The following is an 18,481-nucleotide window of genomic DNA, read 5'->3' as shown; positions in this document are numbered from 1 at the left end:
TACACTCATGCCCACTAAGACAGTATTTTTCTTATAGTCACTTTCATTTCCCAGTCTTTTCCAGGCTTGTGGTCGCGATATTGCTTCGTCCTCTTGCGATTCTGTTTACCGAGAGCTGAGCATGAACCTTTCTGATATTGACCTTCGACTACTACGAGTATTTCAAGCCGTTGTAGAAACCAAAGGATTTCACAGCGCTCAGGAAGAGCTGAACATCAGTACATCCACCATTAGCAACCATATGAACCAATTGGAAGCACGGGTTGGATTCCGCCTCTGCCAGCGTGGCCGTAGTGGCTTTCGCTTGACGCAAAAAGGTGAAGTTTTTCATCAGACCATGGTGGAGTTTTTCGCCGCCGTAAAAAGTTTTCAAGCCAAAACGCAGCAGCTGCGCAACAGCCAGAAGGATGCCATTCATCTTGGCATTATCGATAACCTGGCAACGGATGACACCTGCCCATTACACCGGGCATTATCCTGGTTTTACAGTACCTACCAGCCAGACAAGCCCACCAATTTGACAATCGAAGTGCTTTCGCCCGAAGCCATCGAAAAAGGCTTGATCAACAATAGTCTGGATATTGGCATTGGTATCTTTGATCAACACCACAGTGATCTCACCTATGAACCGCTGTATTTCGAGCGGGATGTGCTGGTATGTCGGCCAGATCACCGACTGGCAGGAGTGAAAGATCGTCGGGAACTTGCCAACACGATTGTTAATGAGAAAAAAGTGGTGCGCCATTTTATGCAGAAGCGCGAATTCGCCTTTATTGCCCAAGATCATGAGAGTGTGATTGCGACGGTCTGCAATGTGGAAGAATCCGCGATGATGATCCTGCACGGGCCGTTTATTGGCTTCCTTCCCGAGCACTATGCCCGCCCCTGGCTGGAGGAAGGACGACTGGTTGCGCTGATGCCAGAGCATTTTGTGCATTATTCTCAGGTGTTCATGGCCTACCGAAAAGATAACCTCGAACAAAAATCGGCGGCTAGAATGCTGGCCGACCGCACTAATAAAGAGCGCTTGATTACAGACTCGCTCTCGATTGAGGCGTAAGTATTTAAATCCCGCCTATACCCTCCAGTTCGTGAAAGTAAACATGGATTCACGACTATTTTTAGACCCTATCCGGTGGACTAGTCTTAATTGGTAACTTCAACCCGATTCATACTTAGTAAACCGGAGAAATATTATGGTTATTCGAAGCACTATTACCGCGCTGGCCACTGCCATTGCATTAAGCACCGCGTTATCAGCCAACGCAGAGTCGAACCTGACTCCCGTAACGGTCGGACATTTGGTGGCTCTGGATATGGCTCCGTTGTTTGTCGGTGTTGAGAGTGGTTGTTTTGAGCAGCAAGGTCTGGCGGTCGATACCCGTTTTTTTGCCAACCCTGGCGATAACAATGCCGCGCTGGCTGGTGGCTCTCTGGATTTCAATATCAACCCTTTCACGTTGCCATTCTTTGCCGCCAGCAGTGGTGTACCGATCCGAGTGGTGGCTGCCGCTGGCGGTTGGGGTGTGATGGAAGTCATCGCCCAGAGCGGGCTTGATCTGAACTCAATGGAAGATCTGAAAAAACATGTGGATTCCGGTGGCAAGAAACTGAAAATTGCCGTGCTGCAGGGCGATACCCTGGAGCTGATCATGATTACCGAGCTACAACGTGTCGGCTTGTCGGCCGACGACGTCGAGTTCATTTACTTCGATGACCTGCTAGCCATGGTGCAAGCCTTCCGCAGCGGCGTCGATATTCTCAGTCACATCAAACCATACACCTCCGAGATGATCGAAAAGGGCACTGCGACCCGCCTGACTGACAACGCCACCGCCTGGGCTGAGAGAGCTCCGAATACTGTGGTCAGCGTGCTGCAATCGACCCTGGATGAAAAACCTGAAGTCGTGGAAGCCTTACTCAAAGGAATGATCTGCGCAGCCGATATCATCAACACCGACGTCGACAAAGCCATGTCTCTACTGCAGGGCGGCAATTACTATCGCGTGCCAGATGCAGTACTGAAAACAGCCTTTAACAGCGCGCCGTCACCTATTTCGTTCTCGCCGGATGTTGAGTCCATACAGTACGTTGTCGATGAAATGTCCAAGCTGGGTTATATCGACGGCAAGATTGCCGCAACCGATATTTTCCGCACAGGCATGATTGAATCTCTGGAGCAGTGAGCATGAAGTCCATTGCCTGGGAACGAGTGGCCCCTTGGGGGGTTGGCACTCTGTTTTTCTGCCTGATCATTGTGCTCTGGGAAGTGGCTGGCCATAACGAACTCACGTTCACCACCGTTATGCCGCCCCCCAGCGAGTTTCTCTCAATGGTTGTGGAAAGTGGTTTCCGGATTGGCCTGGGTTCCCAGGCTGCCTCTCTGGATGAAGCGATTCTGGCTACTTTCGGGCGTGTGTTTGCGGGTATGGCGCTGGCGTTTGTCGCGGCACTGATTACCGGCATGCTGATTGGCCTGTCTCGCTTCGTTACCTGGTGCATCTCACCGCTGCTGTATGTGCTGGCACCGATTGCACCGATCGCCTGGATCCCTTTGGCTATTGTCGTCTTTGGGATCAACAACGGCACCGCGGTATTCATCGTCTTTATGGGGGTCTATTTCATCCTCACCATTGGCACGCTGGCAGAGATTCGCCGGGTGCCGGAAGAATACATCACCGTGTCTGGCAACCTTGGAGCCAGCAAGTGGCAGCGCTGGGTCTGGGTTGTTTTTCCCGCCATTCTACCGGGAGTATTTACCTTACTGCGCACCAACTTTATTGCCGCCTGGATGGCAGTCCTGGTTGCCGAGATGGTTGGCATGCGAGATGGCCTCGGGGCAATCATCATGATGGGACGTAACCTGTTCAACAACGAACTGATCATGTTCGGCATGTTGATTATCGGCGTATCCGGATTTCTGGTTGACCGCATTCTGGCCTTTATTGGCAAGCGTATCTTGTGGTGGAGAGTGTAATGAACAGCTTCAATACTGAGCCTCGTCAGGTGTTTTCGCTGGACAATTTGACGGTGAATTTTCCAACCCGAAAGGGTTCTGTCCCCAGCCCCCTGCAAAACATGAACCTGGAGATCGATGCCGGGCGTATTACCACGATTCTGGGTCGTTCCGGTTGTGGCAAAAGTACATTACTGAGAACGCTGGGCGGGTTTATCCAACCCGAGGATACCGGCGGTGTGTTGTACAAGCAGCGCTTTATGAATGGCCCGACGCCAGAGATCGTCATGATCTTTCAGGAGAACAACCTGTTCCCCTGGCTGACGGTTGAAGGCAACGTCAAGTTTGGCCTGCGGTTTCGCAAGGATGACACCCGCGACCAGGTAACAGCCGTGAAGGAAATTCTAGCCAGCGTCGGACTGACTGACGCTGCAAAACAGTATCCACACGAGCTTTCTGGCGGCATGAAGCAACGCACAGCCATAGCTCGGGCGCTGATTACTCGGCCCAAAGTGCTGCTGCTTGATGAGCCCTTCAGTGCTCTGGATATCAGCCTCAAACGCCATATGCACACCCTGATCCGAGAACTGCAAGCAGACACTGGCACCTCTATGGTGATGGTGACTCACGATGTGGAAGAAGCCATTACCGTGGGAGACCGGGTACTGGTTCTGGGCGGCAATCCGGCCGATTTTCTGATTGATGCAAACACAACAGCGTCGGCCATGCTCGACCGTTATTCATACGACTACCTCGAACTGCAAAAAAAGGTCGAGCGCGTCATTTACTAACAGGAGCACTTGATGAACGGCATTCATGATATGGGCGGTTTACATGGCTTTGGTCTGGTGAACGTTGACCCTAACGAACCGGTATTCACCACCGAATGGGGCAGTCGTATTTTCTGCATGGTACAGGTGATTGACGGGCTAGGCGTCTGGAATCTGGATGAGCATCGGCACGAAATCGAGCTGATGCAACCGGAAGACTACATCAGCCACACCTACTATGGGCGCTGGATGTTTGCCATGGAGCGGATTCTCTATCGGCGTAATATTCTGAGTTTGAACGAAGTGGAACAGCGAGTCGCCGAAATCGCTGCTGACAAGCGCGAGTTTGCACCACTCCATTCCGAAGGCCGCAACTGGCCGCTGGCGGAAGCCGACAAAATCCCCTGGGGCGCCTGGCGCAAAGAAGTCACCGTTGAACCGATTTTTGCGGAAGGGCAATGGGTACGGGTGCGCAATATCCATCCACCCGGCCATACCCGGGTGACGGGATACACCCGAGGCAAGCCAGGGCAGGTGTTCCGAGTAAATGATCAGGCCTGGGTGTTACCAGATACTCGCGCGCATCATCAGGGTGAGAACCTGCAGGCGGTCTATACGGTGCGGTTTGAAGCACAAGTGCTCTGGGGAGAAGCCCATGCCGAACCCAATTCATACGTTTATATCGACCTCAGTGAAGACCATCTGGAACCAGAGCAGGAGAAGCAACAATGAGCCATAACCACGAACATCCGAAAAAAGCCTGGCAGGCCATTCGGACTGAAGCGATCGAGAGCCTGTTGAATGAAATCAACGTGCTGTCGTCAGACGACGTGGACCAGGTGGTCAAACACTACGAAGAAAATGTTGGCCCCAAAACCGGGGCCAGCGTCATTGCTCGCGCCTGGGTCGATCCCGCCTTCAAACAGCGACTGCTGGCCAATGGTCTGGATGCCTGTAATGAACTGGGCATCGGTGGCCCGGAGACCGAGATGCTGCATGTGGTGGAAAACACACCCACAGTACATAACGTGGTGGTATGTACGCTCTGCTCCTGCTACCCCTGGCCGATTCTGGGATTACCGCCGGTGTGGTACAAATCAAGCGCTTACCGTTCCCGCTTGGTGCGCGAGCCACGCAAGGTGCTGACCGAAATGGGGGTCACGCTGACCGACGATATCGAAGTCCGGGTTTGGGATAGCGTATCTGAAATTCGTTATCTGGTCATGCCCGAACGCCCGGCCGAGACAGAACACCTGAGTGAAGAGGAACTGATCGAGCTGATCAGCCGTGATCATATGATCGGGGTTTCCCGCACCATCGCCATTTCACCCAACAGCCAGGACAATTAAGATGCAATCAGACTCTCTGGTAACGGCCCTGCGCCAGTCTGGTTTTGAAAACCTGACCTTTAACACCCCTTGGTCCGCACGTCTGTTTGGCATGACGCTGGCGGCCAGCAAAAAACAACTGTTCACCCTTCCACAATTCCAGCAGTCATTAATCGAACGTATCCAACGGCAAGAGAAAGGCGGTTGCATAACCACCGATGACGACTACTACAGCTGCTGGCTGGAAGCTCTGCAAAGCCTGCTGGAAGCGCGCAATTTATGGCAGCCAGAGCAGCTCAGTGCGCGAGAAGTTGAAGTCTTCGAAGCCGGTGAACATCGACAGGAACTGCAACGTCAGGCCCACTCCCATACCCACTCCCACACATCCGTTCGGCCGGAGGTGGTGCAATGATGATTCCAGGTGATCCATACGATTTCCCGATTGAAGGGCCGTTACTGCCAGGCAAAACCGCCTTGATAATTATCGATATGCAGCGGGATTTCTGCGCCCCTTCCGGCTACATGGATACTCGCGGCGGCGACCTGCGACCTGCTCGGGCGGTTATTCCTCACATCCAGGCAGTCCGTAAAGCTTGCCAACAGATCGGCATCGAAGTGGTTTACACCCGCGAAGGGCACCGCCCCAACCTGTCTGACTTACCCCGTTGCAAGCGAATGAAAACCGCCCTGGCGGGTGCCGAAATAGGCAGTGACGGCCCGCTGGGACGGCTATTGGTACGCGGCGAGCACGGTTGGGATTTTATCGACGAACTGCAACCCGGTGCCGACGAAGTCATCATAGACAAAGCAGGAACCGGCGCATTTCATGGCACCGACCTGCACGACATTCTTCGCCACAAAAAAATTGAGAACCTGGTCATCACCGGCGTAACCACGGGCGTTTGCGTTAGCTCCACCGTACGAGAAGCTGCCGATCGGGGCTATAACGTACTGGTACTGGAAGATTGTTGCGCCGAGCCGGACAAGCACACTCATGACATTGCCATTGAGCTGCTGAAGATCGAGGGTGGTTATCTGTCGACGATCTCTGATGCTGCGCAATTTCTGACAACTATCACGTCAATAGCTACCCAAGTGAACACTCAGAACACTCTACTTTCGGAGATGCCAAAATGAAATATCTACCACTCAAACTGATGTTGCTGGTATTGCCATTATCTGCGCAAGCTCACCACCCCATGGGAGGACAGACCCCGGAAACGGCCGTACAGGGGCTGTTATCCGGGATCGGGCACCCAATCATCGAGCTGGATCATTTCCTGTTTGTGGTCGGCTTTGCCGCGCTGCTGGCGTTTTGTAGCCGCCATGTATTTTCTCAGGTGAGTCTGTTCCTGGGGTTGGCGATTATCGGCACCCTGAGCCGGATGGCAGTGCCTGAAATCCACTTTTTTGAAATTGGCATTGTTGCCACCAGTGCACTGGTCGGAGTGTTTATGATCGTGCAGAAACTGGACCGCACCCAATTGCTATGGGCTTTGGCGACCGTTGCCGGGCTGTTGCATGGCTACGCCTACGGTGAAGCGATTGTCGGTGCCGAAGCCACGCCGGTGCTCTCTTATCTGGTGGGTTACTGCCTGATTCAGGCAGCTCTGATACTGGGTATTGTCTTCGGCCTGAAGCATCTGGCAGGCGATCGCCTTGCCACCATCGCCGCAAACTATCGCACCGCCGCTGGCTCTCTTTTAATCGGACTAGCACTGATCGTCTAGGTCGTACTTGGCCTGGATCAACGATCCAACAAAGGCGCTGAATCAGCGCCACAACCATCTGCGCGACGCGACTGGGCCCATGAAGATTGGCATGCACAGCGGTTGCTCGCGCCAGCAATCTGACAATATTGAGTGGCCGTGTCTCAACACGTGCCCTGTTTTTTTACGCCCGTCGTAATGATAGTGCCACGGGCGATATGACTCGGAGAAAAACATGAGTGGACTTGGTGGCTTGAACAAATCACCGTCAGGAGTGGTTATTGGTTTGGTGCAACTGCAGTTGCCAGACGTATCGACGCCAGCGCAACTGGCAAAACAGACCCAGCGAGTGTGTGAACTGGTCGGCAAGGCTCGGCGCCAGTCGGCCGTAATGGACCTGGTCGTGTTCCCGGAATACTGTCTGCACGGACTGTCGATGGATACCAACCCCGAGATCATGTGCAATCGGGACGGGCCAGAAATGGCCGCCTTCCGGACAGCCTGCCGGGAGCATGATATCTGGGGCTGCTTCTCCATTATGGAATTCAACCCCGAAGGTAATCCGTACAATACCGGCGTGATTATTGACAACGAAGGTGAAATCAAACTCTTCTATCGCAAGCTGCATCCCTGGGTGCCGGTCGAACCTTGGGAACCGGGCAATCTGGGTATCCCTGTGTGTGCAGGACCCAACGGCAGTACACTGTCACTGGCGATCTGCCACGACGGCATGTTCCCTGAGGTGGCCCGAGAATGTGCCTACAAAGGTGCCAACATCATGCTACGGACAGCAGGCTATACGGCACCGATTCGCCATTCCTGGAAAATCACCAACCAGGCCAACGCCTTCTGTAACCTGATGGTAACGGCAAGTGTTTGTCTGGCTGGCAGTGAAGGCACCTTCAACTCCATGGGCGAAGGTATGTTCGTGAATTTTGATGGAGTTCCCATAGTGGAAGGCAACGGCCTGACGGACGAGATTATCAGCGCAGAAGTACGTCCTGATCTGATCGACGAAGCCCGCATTCACTGGGGTGTCGAAAATAACATCTACCAGTTTGGCCACCGGGGTTACGTCGCGGTCAAGGGGGGCGCACAGGATTGCCCTTATACCTTTATGCAAGACATGGTTAACCACCGTTACCAACTGCCTTGGGAAAACGATGTACGGGTGACTGACGGCCGGGATTTCGGCTTCCCGATCCCAGAACGAACGTACCAGCCATAAGCCTTGGCAAATCGTGACGCGAGTGTTGTCAGTACAGGTCTCACATGACTGAACGCTCGTCAGGCGGCTCGTACCGAATCCAGGCTAGCCGCCGATCCTCTATAAAGCCCATTCCGTTTGGTTTTTCAACGCCTCGTACCCGCTGCCGCTGCGGATAGACGCCTTGATCCTGATCCATTACAAATGATCATCAGGATCATGGTCAGCCTTTCTGTTCCTGTTGAGAAGCCAAATACTGCTCGCTGATTTTGAAAGGGCCAAAGAGTCCCTGATCGCCGACGGAAAAACACGCCATTTTTTCGCTCCCGAACAGCAGAGACTTTATCCACGGAATAAATAGAGTAACGGTCAATATCACGCCAAAGATAATCTCCCTGCAACGGTGTTATTTGAAGCCGACCCCACCACACCAGCCAGGCACGATGAATTTTCGCCTCTCATTATAGTCAGATGCCTCGTCGCCTCCGCCTGTATCCATCATCTGTCGTACACATATCGTCGTACATTCATCGTAGCGTTTTATTCGTAGACAAGGCGACCACCTCTGGTACAAGGCCTGCGGTCCTATTCTGAGACATCGGGATCATTGCCCACATGAACAACAACAGACTATGGTACGTCCGTTAGGCTCCACCTTTTCCCGACCCGTTTTTCACCTTTTTACCTTTTCACAGGAGCGGACATGAACACAAACAACACCCAGCCCCCCAGCAACAGCTTGCAGCATATCGTCATCGTTGGCGGGGGTGCCGGAGGGCTGGAACTGGCCACGCAACTGGGCCACACCCTCGGGCGCAAGGGCAAGGCCCGTATTACCTTGCTCGACCGCAATCGCATCCATATCTGGAAACCTCTGTTACACGAGGTGGCCACAGGCACGCTGGATACCGGCACCGAGAGCGTGTCGTACCACGCCCATGGCGCGCGTCACGGCTATCAGTTTGAACTGGGCGAGTTGACCAATGTGAATCTGGCCAGCAAAACGCTGACGCTGGCGCCTCGTCGTAACGCGGAGGGAGAAACCCTGATGCCACCGCGCAGCCTTGAGTACGATACGCTGGTGTTGGCGGTTGGCAGTATCAGCAACGATTTCGGTACACCGGGCATTCAGACCCACTGTTATATGCTCGATTCCCACAAGCAGGCGGGACGCTTTCATACCGCGCTGATCGATCAGTTCACCGATATTCACCAGAACCGTCCGGGAGACAGTTTGCGCATTGCCATCGTCGGTGCCGGAGCAACGGGTGTTGAGTTGTCTGCCGAGTTGCATCGGGTAACTGAGTTATTGCGCTCTTACGGAATGGCGGGCATGTCGCGGCATCAGCTGGAGGTAACGCTGGTCGAGGCCGGGCCACGGGTACTGCCTGCTCTGCCGGAGCGTATATCCACCGCCGTCACCCGGGAGTTGCGCGAGCTGGGGGTGTCTATCCAGACTGCGGTGATGGTCAGTGCCGCCGATGAACAGGGGCTGCAAACCAAGGACGGCAGCCGTATCGATGCCGACCTGATGGTCTGGGCGGCAGGCGTGAAGGCACCGGATTTTATCCGTCAGATTGAAGGACTTGGGCTGAACCGCGCCAATCAGATTATTGTGAACGATTTTTTGCAGGCCAATAATCCGGATGGCAAACCACTCAAGGATGTTTGGGTGATCGGCGACTGCTGTGCGTTCACCATGGAAGACGGCAGTCAGGTGCCACCCCGCGCCCAGTCTGCCCATCAGATGGCCAGCTGCGTCTATAAAAATATTCTTAACGAACGCGAGAACAAGCCGCTGAAGGGGTTCAAATACCACGACCATGGTTCCTTGGTGAGCCTCAGCCGTTACAGCGCCGTCGGTAATTTGATGGGCAACCTCAGCAGCAAGTCCATGTTTGTTGAGGGTAACCTCGCCCGCCTGTTTTATGTGTCGTTATATCGCATGCACCAGCTGGCGATTCACGGCAAATTCCGGGGAGCCATTATTGTGGTTCTGGACTGGCTGACCCGGGTGATCAAGCCGAAGATGAAATTGCATTAGCCGCCATGGATACCGGGTTTTATTGCGGATAATTGCGTAGGGCCCGGTTCCGGCCGTATGGTGGGTGTCCGCGTTGGCTCCTACAAATCCCCGCCTACAAATCCCCAAACAGGTTTTTCAGCCCGGCCAGGGTTTCTTGGCCGCGCTGTTTTTGCTGTTCCGGGGTAGTTTCGGTTTTGCCTTCCCATTCAATATCGTCCGGCGGCAGTTCGTCGAGGAAACGGGAGTGGGTGGTATCGGAGACATCGCCATACTGGCGGCGCTTACCGGCGTAGGTGAGGGTTAACGAACGTTTGGCGCGGGTGATGCCTACGTACATCAGGCGGCGTTCTTCTTCGATGGTGTCGGCTTCGATGGCGTTGCGGTGCGGCATCAGTTCTTCTTCCATGCCGACGATGTAAACGTGGGGGTACTCCAGACCTTTGGAAGCGTGCAGGGTCATCAGCTGCACCTGGTCGGAGTCGTCGTCGTTTTCCTGCTGTTCCAGCATGTCACGCAAGATCAGTTTGCCAACGGCGTCTTCGATGGTGACTTCGTCACCGACTTCTTCGGCTTTGTCGATCATTTTCTGGATGGAGTCCACCAGAAACCAGACGTTTTTCATCCGCCGCTCTGCCTGGTTTGGTGTTGCGGAGCTTTGCGCCAGATGGCCTTCGTAATCGATGTCTTCGATCATTTCCTTGATGGCAGCAATGGCGTCGTCACTGTAGGCATTACGGGTGATGCCTGCCAGCCAATGACCAAAACGGCGCAACCGATCCACGGCTTTGGGAGTCAGCAGTTGCTCAAGGCCCATTTCAGTGGTGGCCGACAGCATGCTGGTGCCACGCTTCATGGCGTATTCGCTGAGCTTTTCGATAGTGGTCGGGCCGATTTCCCGGCGCGGGGTGTTGATGATGCGCAGGAAGGCGGCGTCATCGCTGGGGTTAATCAGCAGCCGCAGGTAGCCCATGATGTCTTTGATTTCGTTGCGACCAAAAAACGACTGGCCACCACTGATCTTGTACGGCACCTGAAACCCTTGCAGTTTCATTTCCATCATCCGGCTTTGGTGGTTGCCGCGATAGAGGATGGCGAAGTCTTTGTAGCCTGCGCCGTACCGCAGCCGCCGTTCGACAATTTCGGAAGCAATACGCTCGGCTTCGATTTCGTCGTTGCGGCATTTGAGAATACGGATCGGGTCGCCGTAGCCCATATCGGACCAGAGCCGCTTCTGGAACTCGTGGGGGTTATTGTCGATCACGCGGTTGGCGGCGTTCAGAATCAGGCCGGTGGAGCGGTAGTTTTGCTCCAGCTTGACGACCTTCAGGGTCGGAAAATCCTGTTTCAGCAACGACAGGTTTTCCGGCCGTGCACCACGCCAGGCATAAATCGATTGGTCGTCGTCGCCAACCACGGTCAGCCCGGTGCGATGCCCCACCAGCGACTTGACCATTTCGTACTGGGAGGTGTTGGTGTCCTGGTATTCGTCCACCAGCAGGTAGCGGATTTTTTTCTGCCAGCGCGTTAGTACATCAGGAAAATCGCGGAACAGCAGCGTTGGCACCATGATCAGGTCGTCAAAATCCACCGCGTTGTAGGCTTTCAGCATGCGCTGGTAAATCGAGTAGGTCTGGGCAATCAGCATTTCTTGCTGGCTTTGTGCCTGCTGGATGGCGTCGGCCGGAGCGATCAGGTCGTTCTTGAGGTTGGAGATGGTGCTTTGCACCAGCTCGACCATATCGCCGTCATCACCGTGTTCGCGTTGCATCACGTCACGGATAATACCCTTGCAGTCGTCCTGGTCGAGGATGGAAAAGCCAGCCTTGTAGCCCGAAGCGGCCAGCTCCTGGCGGATAATATTGAGGCCCAGGTTGTGGAAGGTCGAGACCGTTAATCCGCGCGCGCCACCTTTGCCGGTCAGGGCGGTGACCCGCTCTTTCATTTCGCGGGCGGCCTTGTTGGTAAAGGTCACGGCGGCAATATGGTGAGACTTGATGCCACAGGCATCGATCAGGTAGGCGATCTTGCGGGTGATCACACTGGTTTTGCCGGAACCGGCGCCTGCGAGTACCAGTAGCGGGCCGTCGATGTATTTGGCGGCTTCGCGTTGGCGGGGATTGAGTTGGGTTAAATCGACCACGACATGTCCTCTGAATCAGGCCTGCATTCTAGCTCAGAGACACGACAAAATCAGGCTTCGCTGTCGGCTTTGCGTACCGGTCGCGGGAGGCGGGGTTGCGCCCACCGCTACCGGCGATGACCGCCGGGCAAACTTTTTTTATGCCTGGGCCGGCACCGCCTGCTGTTCTGGCTCCAGCCAGTGCGTCAGCAGTAACAGCGCGATGCCCATCGCCATAACGGCGGTGGTCGTCAGCAACGCGGACTGATATTGGCCGGTGAGCATCATCACGTAACCGGTCATGGCCGGGGCCACCATTTGCGAGACGCTGTAGCTCAAGGTCAGCCCAGCCATGGCACCGGACGGGTTGTGCGGAAAACGGCGACCAATCAAGGTCAGTGTCAGGTTAACGATCCCGACAAAGGTGCCTCCCCAGAGGGCGGCGCTGATCAGATTAACCACCAGGTTGTCGCTGATGGCTGGCAGCAACATCGACAGCATTTGTAAACCATACGCCAGTAACAGCGCGGGAATTTGCCCGATCCGGTGGGCGACGTTGTCCCACAAAAACGTTGAAGGCGTCGCCGCCAATCCCACAATCACCCAGACCCAGGCACCGTTACCCGACAGCAAGGGCAAGGCTTCCAGAATATCGACAATAAAGGTCGCGCCGACCACATAACCACAACCGGCACAAAAATAAGCCGCCGCCATCAATACCAGCCAACGCCGGGAGCTGGCAGCTACAGGGGCATGACTGGCGGTCTGGCCAATCGGCAATACTTCCGGACGTGGCATCCAGCACCAGGCCGGTATAAAAAACAGCAGCCCCAACAGCCCCAGACCGATCCATTGTTGCTCCCAGCTTAACCAGTTGCCCATCAGACTGACGCTGATCCCGGAGACGATAATACCCAGCCCGGCACCGGTAAAATGCAACCCCAGTCGTGGCCGGTGACGATGCCGAATCAGCCAGTTCAGCACCAGCCCGGAGGCCAGCAACATCCCGGCAATACCCGACAGCCCGCCAATAAACCGCAACAGCATCCAGACGATGGCGTTGGTGACAAACCCCATGGCCAGAGTACTGGCCAGCGCCAGTATCAGGCACAGCCGGTAGAGGCGATAGCGGCGCAACGGGTCTTTGATCAGCATCGCCATCAGCGTGCCCGTGGTGTAGCCGATATAAATAAAGGTCGCCAGCCAGCCGCCGATCAAGGGCGACATGCCCGCTTCTTGCTGCATCACAGGCAACATCGGGGTATAGGCGAAACGCGCCAGGCCGACACTGAGAATCAATGCACACACCCCCGCAAAAACAACCCGGTATCGTTCTGCGTCGGTGGTAAGTGGTGTTTCATGATCCGATGATTGCACGGAGCCTCCGCCTTGATGACCAGCAAGATAACGGCATCACCCCGATGGTGGAAACCGCCCGCAGCGACAGCCAGCGCAACGGACTGGCCAGTATGGCGATGGAAGCCGTCATGGGCGAGAGGGTAAAAGTTGCATTATGAGCCATTCACCCGTCCGTGGCCGTTTGATAGCGCTTGGTGGGTGTCCCGACGAATCAGGTGTCCCGCCGAATTATCCCGACGAATCCGAGGCCCGGATAAACCGATCCAGACTGCGATAACCGACGGCTTCCAGTAAATGCGGCCGCCCTATCAATTCGGCCCCATCTAGGTCGGCAATGGTGCGCGCCAGCTTGAGCATTCGGTGATAACCACGGGCGCTGAGATTGAGTTTTTCCACCGCCGCCAGAAACCAGGCGCTGTCGGTCTCCGTCAGTTGGCAAACCCGGTCACGCTCGTTGCCACTCAATTCTCCATTGCAGCAACCCTGCCGTTGTAACTGTCGTTGCCGGGCTGCCAGTACCCGTTGTTGTACCTCGGCGCTGCTTTCCCCCGGTACCGACTGGTGCAGCAGCGCTGCCGGAATCGCGGGCACCTCGACATGCAGATCAATACGGTCGAGCAAGGGGCCGGATGCCTGGCCCTGATAACGCCGTACCTGTTCTTCGTTGCAGCGGCAGCGGCCAGACGGATCACCAAAATAGCCACACGGACAGGGATTCATTGCCGCCACCAGCTGAAACCGGGCCGGAAAGGTAACGCTGCGCTGGGCACGGCTGATCACAATTCGGCCACTTTCCAGCGGCTCGCGTAATACATCCAGCACCTTGCGGCTGTATTCAGGCAACTCGTCGAGGAACAAAACGCCGCCGTGGGCCAGTGAGATTTCACCCGGTCGCGGGTTGCCGCCACCGCCGACCAGCGCCACCCCGGACGCTGTATGGTGCGGTGCCCGAAACGGCCGTTGACGCCAGCGTTCCAGCCAGTCTTCTCCCGACGTTGAGATGGAGTAAACCGAGGCCGATACCAGCGCATCTTCCTCGTTCATTGGTGGCAGAATGCCAGGCAAACGGCTGGCCAGCATGGTTTTGCCGGTGCCCGGCGGGCCGATAAACAACAGGTTGTGTTGCCCGGCGGCGGCGATTTCCAGTGCCCGGCGGGCTTGCGGCTGACCCCGGACATCAGCCAGATCCGGAACATCCAGCAACCCTCCGCTACCTCCTGGCGTCGGCAAGACGTCCGTCAGGGCTCCCTTGCCAAGCAGATAATTAACCACCTCTGTTAACGAGCGAGCCGTCAGCGCCCGGCCGGTATGAGTCAGCGCCACTTCACCGGCATTGCCGTCACTGAGCACCAGCGTTCTTTGTGCCTGTCCGCATTGCACCGCACTGGGCAAAGCGCCACTGATCGATCGCAATTCACCGTTCAGTGCCAGTTCGCCCAGAAATTCATGATTGGCCAGTGCGGCCGCAGGAATCTGCCCGGATGCCGCCAGAATGCCCAGCGCAATGGCCAGATCAAACCGCCCGCCGTCTTTGGGTAAATCGGCGGGTGCCAGATTAATCGTGATACGTTTGGAGGGAAATTCGTAATCGCAGGTGAGCAGGGCACTGCGGACCCTGTCCTTGCTTTCTCTTACCGCCGCTTCCGGCATACCAACAAGACTGAGTGATGGCAGTCCACCCGACAGGTGCACTTCGACCCGAACTTCGGGAGACTCTACGCCCAGCTGGGCGCGGGTAAATACCGACGCAAATGACATACGCGTTCCTTGCCTGTCAGATAGAGACGTCAAAGACTAGCGCGAGTGCAACCAGGGGGACAACCTTCGCCACTAAAAATGCGCGACGGTACCGCCATTGATTGCAAACGCGTACTGCCCGATCACAGACCACTGAGCTATTCATTGAAAACGCGGGATTGGATTTTCGACGTAGAAGGCCATTGACAATGGAATTGGCTCGAGATGGAAGGCTCGTGCAAGCGAGACTCTACGCCCAGCTGGACGCGGGTAAACCTCAGGGAACAACCTCGGGCGTCAAAAAATGCCATGGTCTGACCGGCATTGACAGCAAACAGCCAAGCTTAAATCAACAACCGTATAGAACAGTACAGGCAGGATGACAATGAACGGTATAAATTCGATATTATCAACCGTGCCTGATGAACCGTGCCTGGTGTGCAGGTTTATCCATCCAGCACTATGCTTGATGACTTGATATCCCGATCCCAGCGTTCACGCCCGACCTGTTGCCCAATCACCAGCCAACGCACCACCCCGGAGAAAGTTATGCAGCCCCGACGTTTATCCCTTTATTTGATCACGCTGGTCGCTGCCATCGGTTCCCTGCCGGGCTGCGGTATCAGTGAAGACAGCACAACGAGTACTGACACAGGAACAGATACAGATACAGCCACCTATGCGGTCAGCGGTACCGTCAGTGCTGCCAGCAATACAGCGGTCGATAGTGACATCAACGATATCTACGCCGATTACAGCAGCAATAATTCGCTCGAGACTGCACAGGCCATCACCAACCTGGTGACAGTCCATGGCTTTGTTACCCGTTATGGGACCCGTGGCGCGGTATCGGGAGAGTCTTCACTGGAGCGTTTCAGTAACAGCGGCGACCAGAACGACTATTACAGCGTCAGCCTGCAAGCCGGCCAGCGTATTGTTGTCCATGTGGTCGATGACAACAGCAACGACAGTGCCTACTACAACGGGGATGTGGACCTCCAGCTGATTGATGAAAACGGCGATAACGTTGCCTCCTCCATCACAACATCAACCTACGAGACCCTGACGGTACCCGAAAGCGGCGACTACTATATTCGTGTGTATGCCTATTCCGGCACCAGTAAATATGTGATGTCGATAGCCACTTCGTCGACGTCGACCGGAGCCAGCACCGCCATTGGTAATGATTTTGTCAGTGGCCAGATGCTGATCCAGATGCAGCCAGACAGCCAACTTTCCGCCAGTAACCTGATCAGCAACAAACTGCCCAGCAGTGGCCTCAAGACCTTGTCGACCAGCACCGAGGGCAAGCAACGTCCGGCGCTGATGAATTTTGATGCTTCCGACAGCAGCGTTATGACGCTCGCAGCCAACGCTTCGCAGCACCCGGCCGAAAGTGGCAACTACCAGGAAAAATTTGCCACTCTGATGGCGGTCAAACAGGTCGCTGAACAGGATGATGTCTTACTGGCCGAGCCGAATTACTGGCGCACCGCCTTCGCGACTCCAACCGACCCTCGCTACAACGAACAATGGCACTACACCGCCATCGACCTGCCGCTGGCATGGGAGCTGACCACTGGCGAACGCAGCGATGGCATCGATGTGATTGTTGCCGTCGTGGATACCGGCGTCTATCTCAGTCACAGCGATCTGAGCGATCAGCTGACCAGCGACGGCTACGATTTTATTTCCTCAAGCAGCAATTCGAACGACGGCGATGGCATCGACAACGACCCGGATGATCCCGGCGATAGCACCACCACCGGGTTCAGCTCCTGGCACGGCACTCATGTCGCCGGTACGCTGGCCGCAGCGACCAATAACGACCTCGGTGTCGCCGGTATTGCCTGGGATGCCAAGGTCATGCCGATCCGGGCACTGGGCCTTGAAGGCGGTACCAGCTACGATATTCTGCAAGGGATGTATTACGCCGCCGGGCTCAGTAACGACAGCGGCACCGTGCCAGACCAGACCGCCGATATTATCAATCTCAGCCTTGGTGGCAGCAGTTATTCAGTGGCAGAGCAAAGCGCCATCACCACCATTCATGATGCTGGCGTTATTATTGTGGCCGCCTCGGGCAATGATGGCAGCTCCAGTGTGAGCTACCCCGCCGGTTACGACAATGTGATCGCTGTCGGTGCCACCAATGCCGACGATGACATTACCTATTATTCCAATTATGGCAGCCACCTCGACCTCGCGGCACCTGGCGGTAACATTAATCAGGACCTCAACAACGACGGCTACCAGGACGGTATCCTCAGCACTCTGGTCAACGACAGCACTGGCAGCCGCCGAAGCAGCTACGGTTATTACAACGGTACTTCCATGGCGACCCCACACGTTGCGGGTGTGATCGCCCTGATGAAAGCTGTTTATCCGGATTTGAACCCTGACACGCTCGATACCCTGATCAGCAGCGGCAGTATCAGTGATGACCTTGGTGACAGTGGCCACGACAACTACTTTGGTTATGGCCGCATCAATGCCCTGAAAGCCGTCAACGCCGCCTGGGAACTGGCCAACAATGGCGTCGTCTCGCTCCCGGCCTTGCTGCAGACCAGCCCGTCAGTACTGGTGATTGGTACGGACGACAGCGCCAGCTTTACCCTGTCCAATGTTGGTGGTGGCGAACCCAATATCACCAGCGTCAGCGCCACCAGCAGCTGGCTGACCGTGACTCCGGACAGTGTTGATGACCAGGGCTTTGGCAGTTACCTGGTGAGCGTAACGCGCACAGACCTCGCCGACGGCTACTACACCGACAAGATCACCATCACCAGCGATACCGGCAGCAGTACGACGTTAACGGCCAATATGACCGTTGGTACCGTCACCGGGGATGGCGAGCTGACCATTCAATACGTGCTGTTTCTCGACAGCAGCGGCGAGGTGATCGAAGAAGCCATCACCAACAGCGATGGCAGTTTCTCGGCCAACGTCAGCGCAGGGGATTATCTGCTGTACGCCGGTTCGGATGTGGATGTCGACTACGTTATTTGTACCGATGGCGAAACCTGTGGTGCCTATCCAACCCTCAACAACCCGGAAACCATGACCGTGAGTGATAGCCCGGTGAGCGGACTGGCCATGACGGTATCGATTCAGGCTCCGACCGTGACCAGCACCAGCACCAGCACCGACAGTACCAGCACCGACAGCACCAGCACCGACAGTACCAGCTCGGCATCCACCTTGCTGCAACGCAGCAGCAGCCTGGCCCGTCAGCGATCCCTCATGCTCCCGTGAGAGCAGCGCAACCGC

Annotated in this window: 16 protein-coding genes; 13 read left to right on the top strand and 3 right to left on the bottom strand. The window is 55.6% G+C overall.

The genetic code is table 11. The features are described 5' to 3' along the window. Nucleotides 1–121: 121 nt before the first annotated feature. From Q8W24_RS07710 to Q8W24_RS07660, 11 genes are all read left to right on the top strand, one after another. Nucleotides 122–1,060 (top strand): LysR family transcriptional regulator, encoded by a 939-nt coding sequence (locus Q8W24_RS07710; RefSeq protein WP_303431048.1) that lies wholly within the window; start codon nt 122–124, stop codon nt 1,058–1,060. A 136-nt stretch (nt 1,061–1,196) separates the two neighbouring features. Next, nucleotides 1,197–2,186, top strand: a complete 990-nt coding sequence (locus tag Q8W24_RS07705) for an ABC transporter substrate-binding protein (RefSeq protein ID WP_305474946.1) — start codon at nt 1,197–1,199, stop codon at nt 2,184–2,186. Between the two features lie 2 nt (nt 2,187–2,188). Then, nucleotides 2,189–2,977 carry an ABC transporter permease gene (locus tag Q8W24_RS07700; protein WP_303431050.1) on the top strand — a complete coding sequence of 263 codons (789 nt, stop codon included), beginning with the start codon at nt 2,189–2,191 and terminating at the stop codon, nt 2,975–2,977. Next, a complete protein-coding gene (locus Q8W24_RS07695; protein ID WP_305415484.1) occupies nt 2,977–3,747 on the top strand; it encodes an ABC transporter ATP-binding protein in 771 nt (256 codons plus the stop codon). The genes Q8W24_RS07700 and Q8W24_RS07695 overlap by 1 nt, the downstream gene beginning before the upstream one ends. 12 nt (nt 3,748–3,759) lie before the next feature. Further along, nucleotides 3,760–4,458 (top strand): nitrile hydratase subunit beta, encoded by a 699-nt coding sequence (gene nthB, locus Q8W24_RS07690; protein WP_305474943.1) that lies wholly within the window; start codon nt 3,760–3,762, stop codon nt 4,456–4,458. Beyond that, a complete protein-coding gene (gene nthA, locus Q8W24_RS07685; protein ID WP_303431053.1) occupies nt 4,455–5,075 on the top strand; it encodes a nitrile hydratase subunit alpha in 621 nt (206 codons plus the stop codon). The genes nthB and nthA overlap by 4 nt, the downstream gene beginning before the upstream one ends. 1 nt (nt 5,076) lies before the next feature. Next, nucleotides 5,077–5,466, top strand: a complete 390-nt coding sequence (locus Q8W24_RS07680; RefSeq protein WP_303431054.1) for a nitrile hydratase accessory protein — start codon at nt 5,077–5,079, stop codon at nt 5,464–5,466. Next, nucleotides 5,463–6,191 carry a cysteine hydrolase family protein gene (locus Q8W24_RS07675; RefSeq protein WP_303431055.1) on the top strand — a complete coding sequence of 243 codons (729 nt, stop codon included), beginning with the start codon at nt 5,463–5,465 and terminating at the stop codon, nt 6,189–6,191. The genes Q8W24_RS07680 and Q8W24_RS07675 overlap by 4 nt, the downstream gene beginning before the upstream one ends. Next, complete coding sequence (locus Q8W24_RS07670; protein WP_303431056.1) at nt 6,188–6,784, top strand: HupE/UreJ family protein; 597 nt, start codon at nt 6,188–6,190, stop codon at nt 6,782–6,784. Before Q8W24_RS07675 ends, Q8W24_RS07670 begins: the two co-directional genes overlap by 4 nt. Nucleotides 6,785–6,998: 214 nt before the next feature. After that, nucleotides 6,999–7,991 (top strand): formamidase, encoded by a 993-nt coding sequence (locus Q8W24_RS07665; protein WP_305474940.1) that lies wholly within the window; start codon nt 6,999–7,001, stop codon nt 7,989–7,991. Between the two features lie 682 nt (nt 7,992–8,673). Further along, nucleotides 8,674–10,014 carry an NAD(P)/FAD-dependent oxidoreductase gene (locus tag Q8W24_RS07660; protein ID WP_305474937.1) on the top strand — a complete coding sequence of 447 codons (1,341 nt, stop codon included), beginning with the start codon at nt 8,674–8,676 and terminating at the stop codon, nt 10,012–10,014. Nucleotides 10,015–10,108: 94 nt separating this feature from the next. Here Q8W24_RS07660 and rep read toward each other — a convergent pair whose 3' ends face one another. After that, nucleotides 10,109–12,136, bottom strand: coding sequence for a DNA helicase Rep (rep, locus tag Q8W24_RS07655; RefSeq protein ID WP_305415489.1), 2,028 nt, complete (start codon nt 12,134–12,136; stop codon nt 10,109–10,111). 138 nt (nt 12,137–12,274) lie between these two features. Beyond that, on the bottom strand, nt 12,275–13,492 hold the full coding sequence (locus tag Q8W24_RS07650) for a YbfB/YjiJ family MFS transporter (RefSeq protein WP_305415490.1): 1,218 nt from the start codon (nt 13,490–13,492) through the stop codon (nt 12,275–12,277). Here Q8W24_RS07650 and Q8W24_RS07645 point away from each other — a divergent pair. After that, nucleotides 13,483–13,632 (top strand): hypothetical protein, encoded by a 150-nt coding sequence (locus Q8W24_RS07645; protein ID WP_303431062.1) that lies wholly within the window; start codon nt 13,483–13,485, stop codon nt 13,630–13,632. The two genes, Q8W24_RS07650 and Q8W24_RS07645, sit on opposite strands and share 10 nt — an antisense overlap. A 70-nt stretch (nt 13,633–13,702) precedes the next feature. Here the strand turns inward: Q8W24_RS07645 and Q8W24_RS07640 are convergent, their stop codons facing one another. After that, nucleotides 13,703–15,232, bottom strand: a complete 1,530-nt coding sequence (locus Q8W24_RS07640; RefSeq protein ID WP_305474934.1) for a YifB family Mg chelatase-like AAA ATPase — start codon at nt 15,230–15,232, stop codon at nt 13,703–13,705. Nucleotides 15,233–15,760: 528 nt separating this feature from the next. Here Q8W24_RS07640 and Q8W24_RS07635 point away from each other — a divergent pair. Then, nucleotides 15,761–18,466, top strand: a complete 2,706-nt coding sequence (locus tag Q8W24_RS07635; RefSeq protein WP_305474933.1) for a S8 family serine peptidase — start codon at nt 15,761–15,763, stop codon at nt 18,464–18,466. The last annotated feature ends 15 nt before the right edge of the window (nt 18,467–18,481 follow it).

Source organism: Oceanobacter sp. 4_MG-2023 (assembly GCF_030689165.1).
Classification (GTDB): Bacteria; Pseudomonadota; Gammaproteobacteria; order Pseudomonadales; family Oceanobacteraceae; genus Oceanobacter.
Note: the sequence above shows the minus strand (reverse complement) of the source record. Positions and strands in the feature narration are given on the sequence as shown.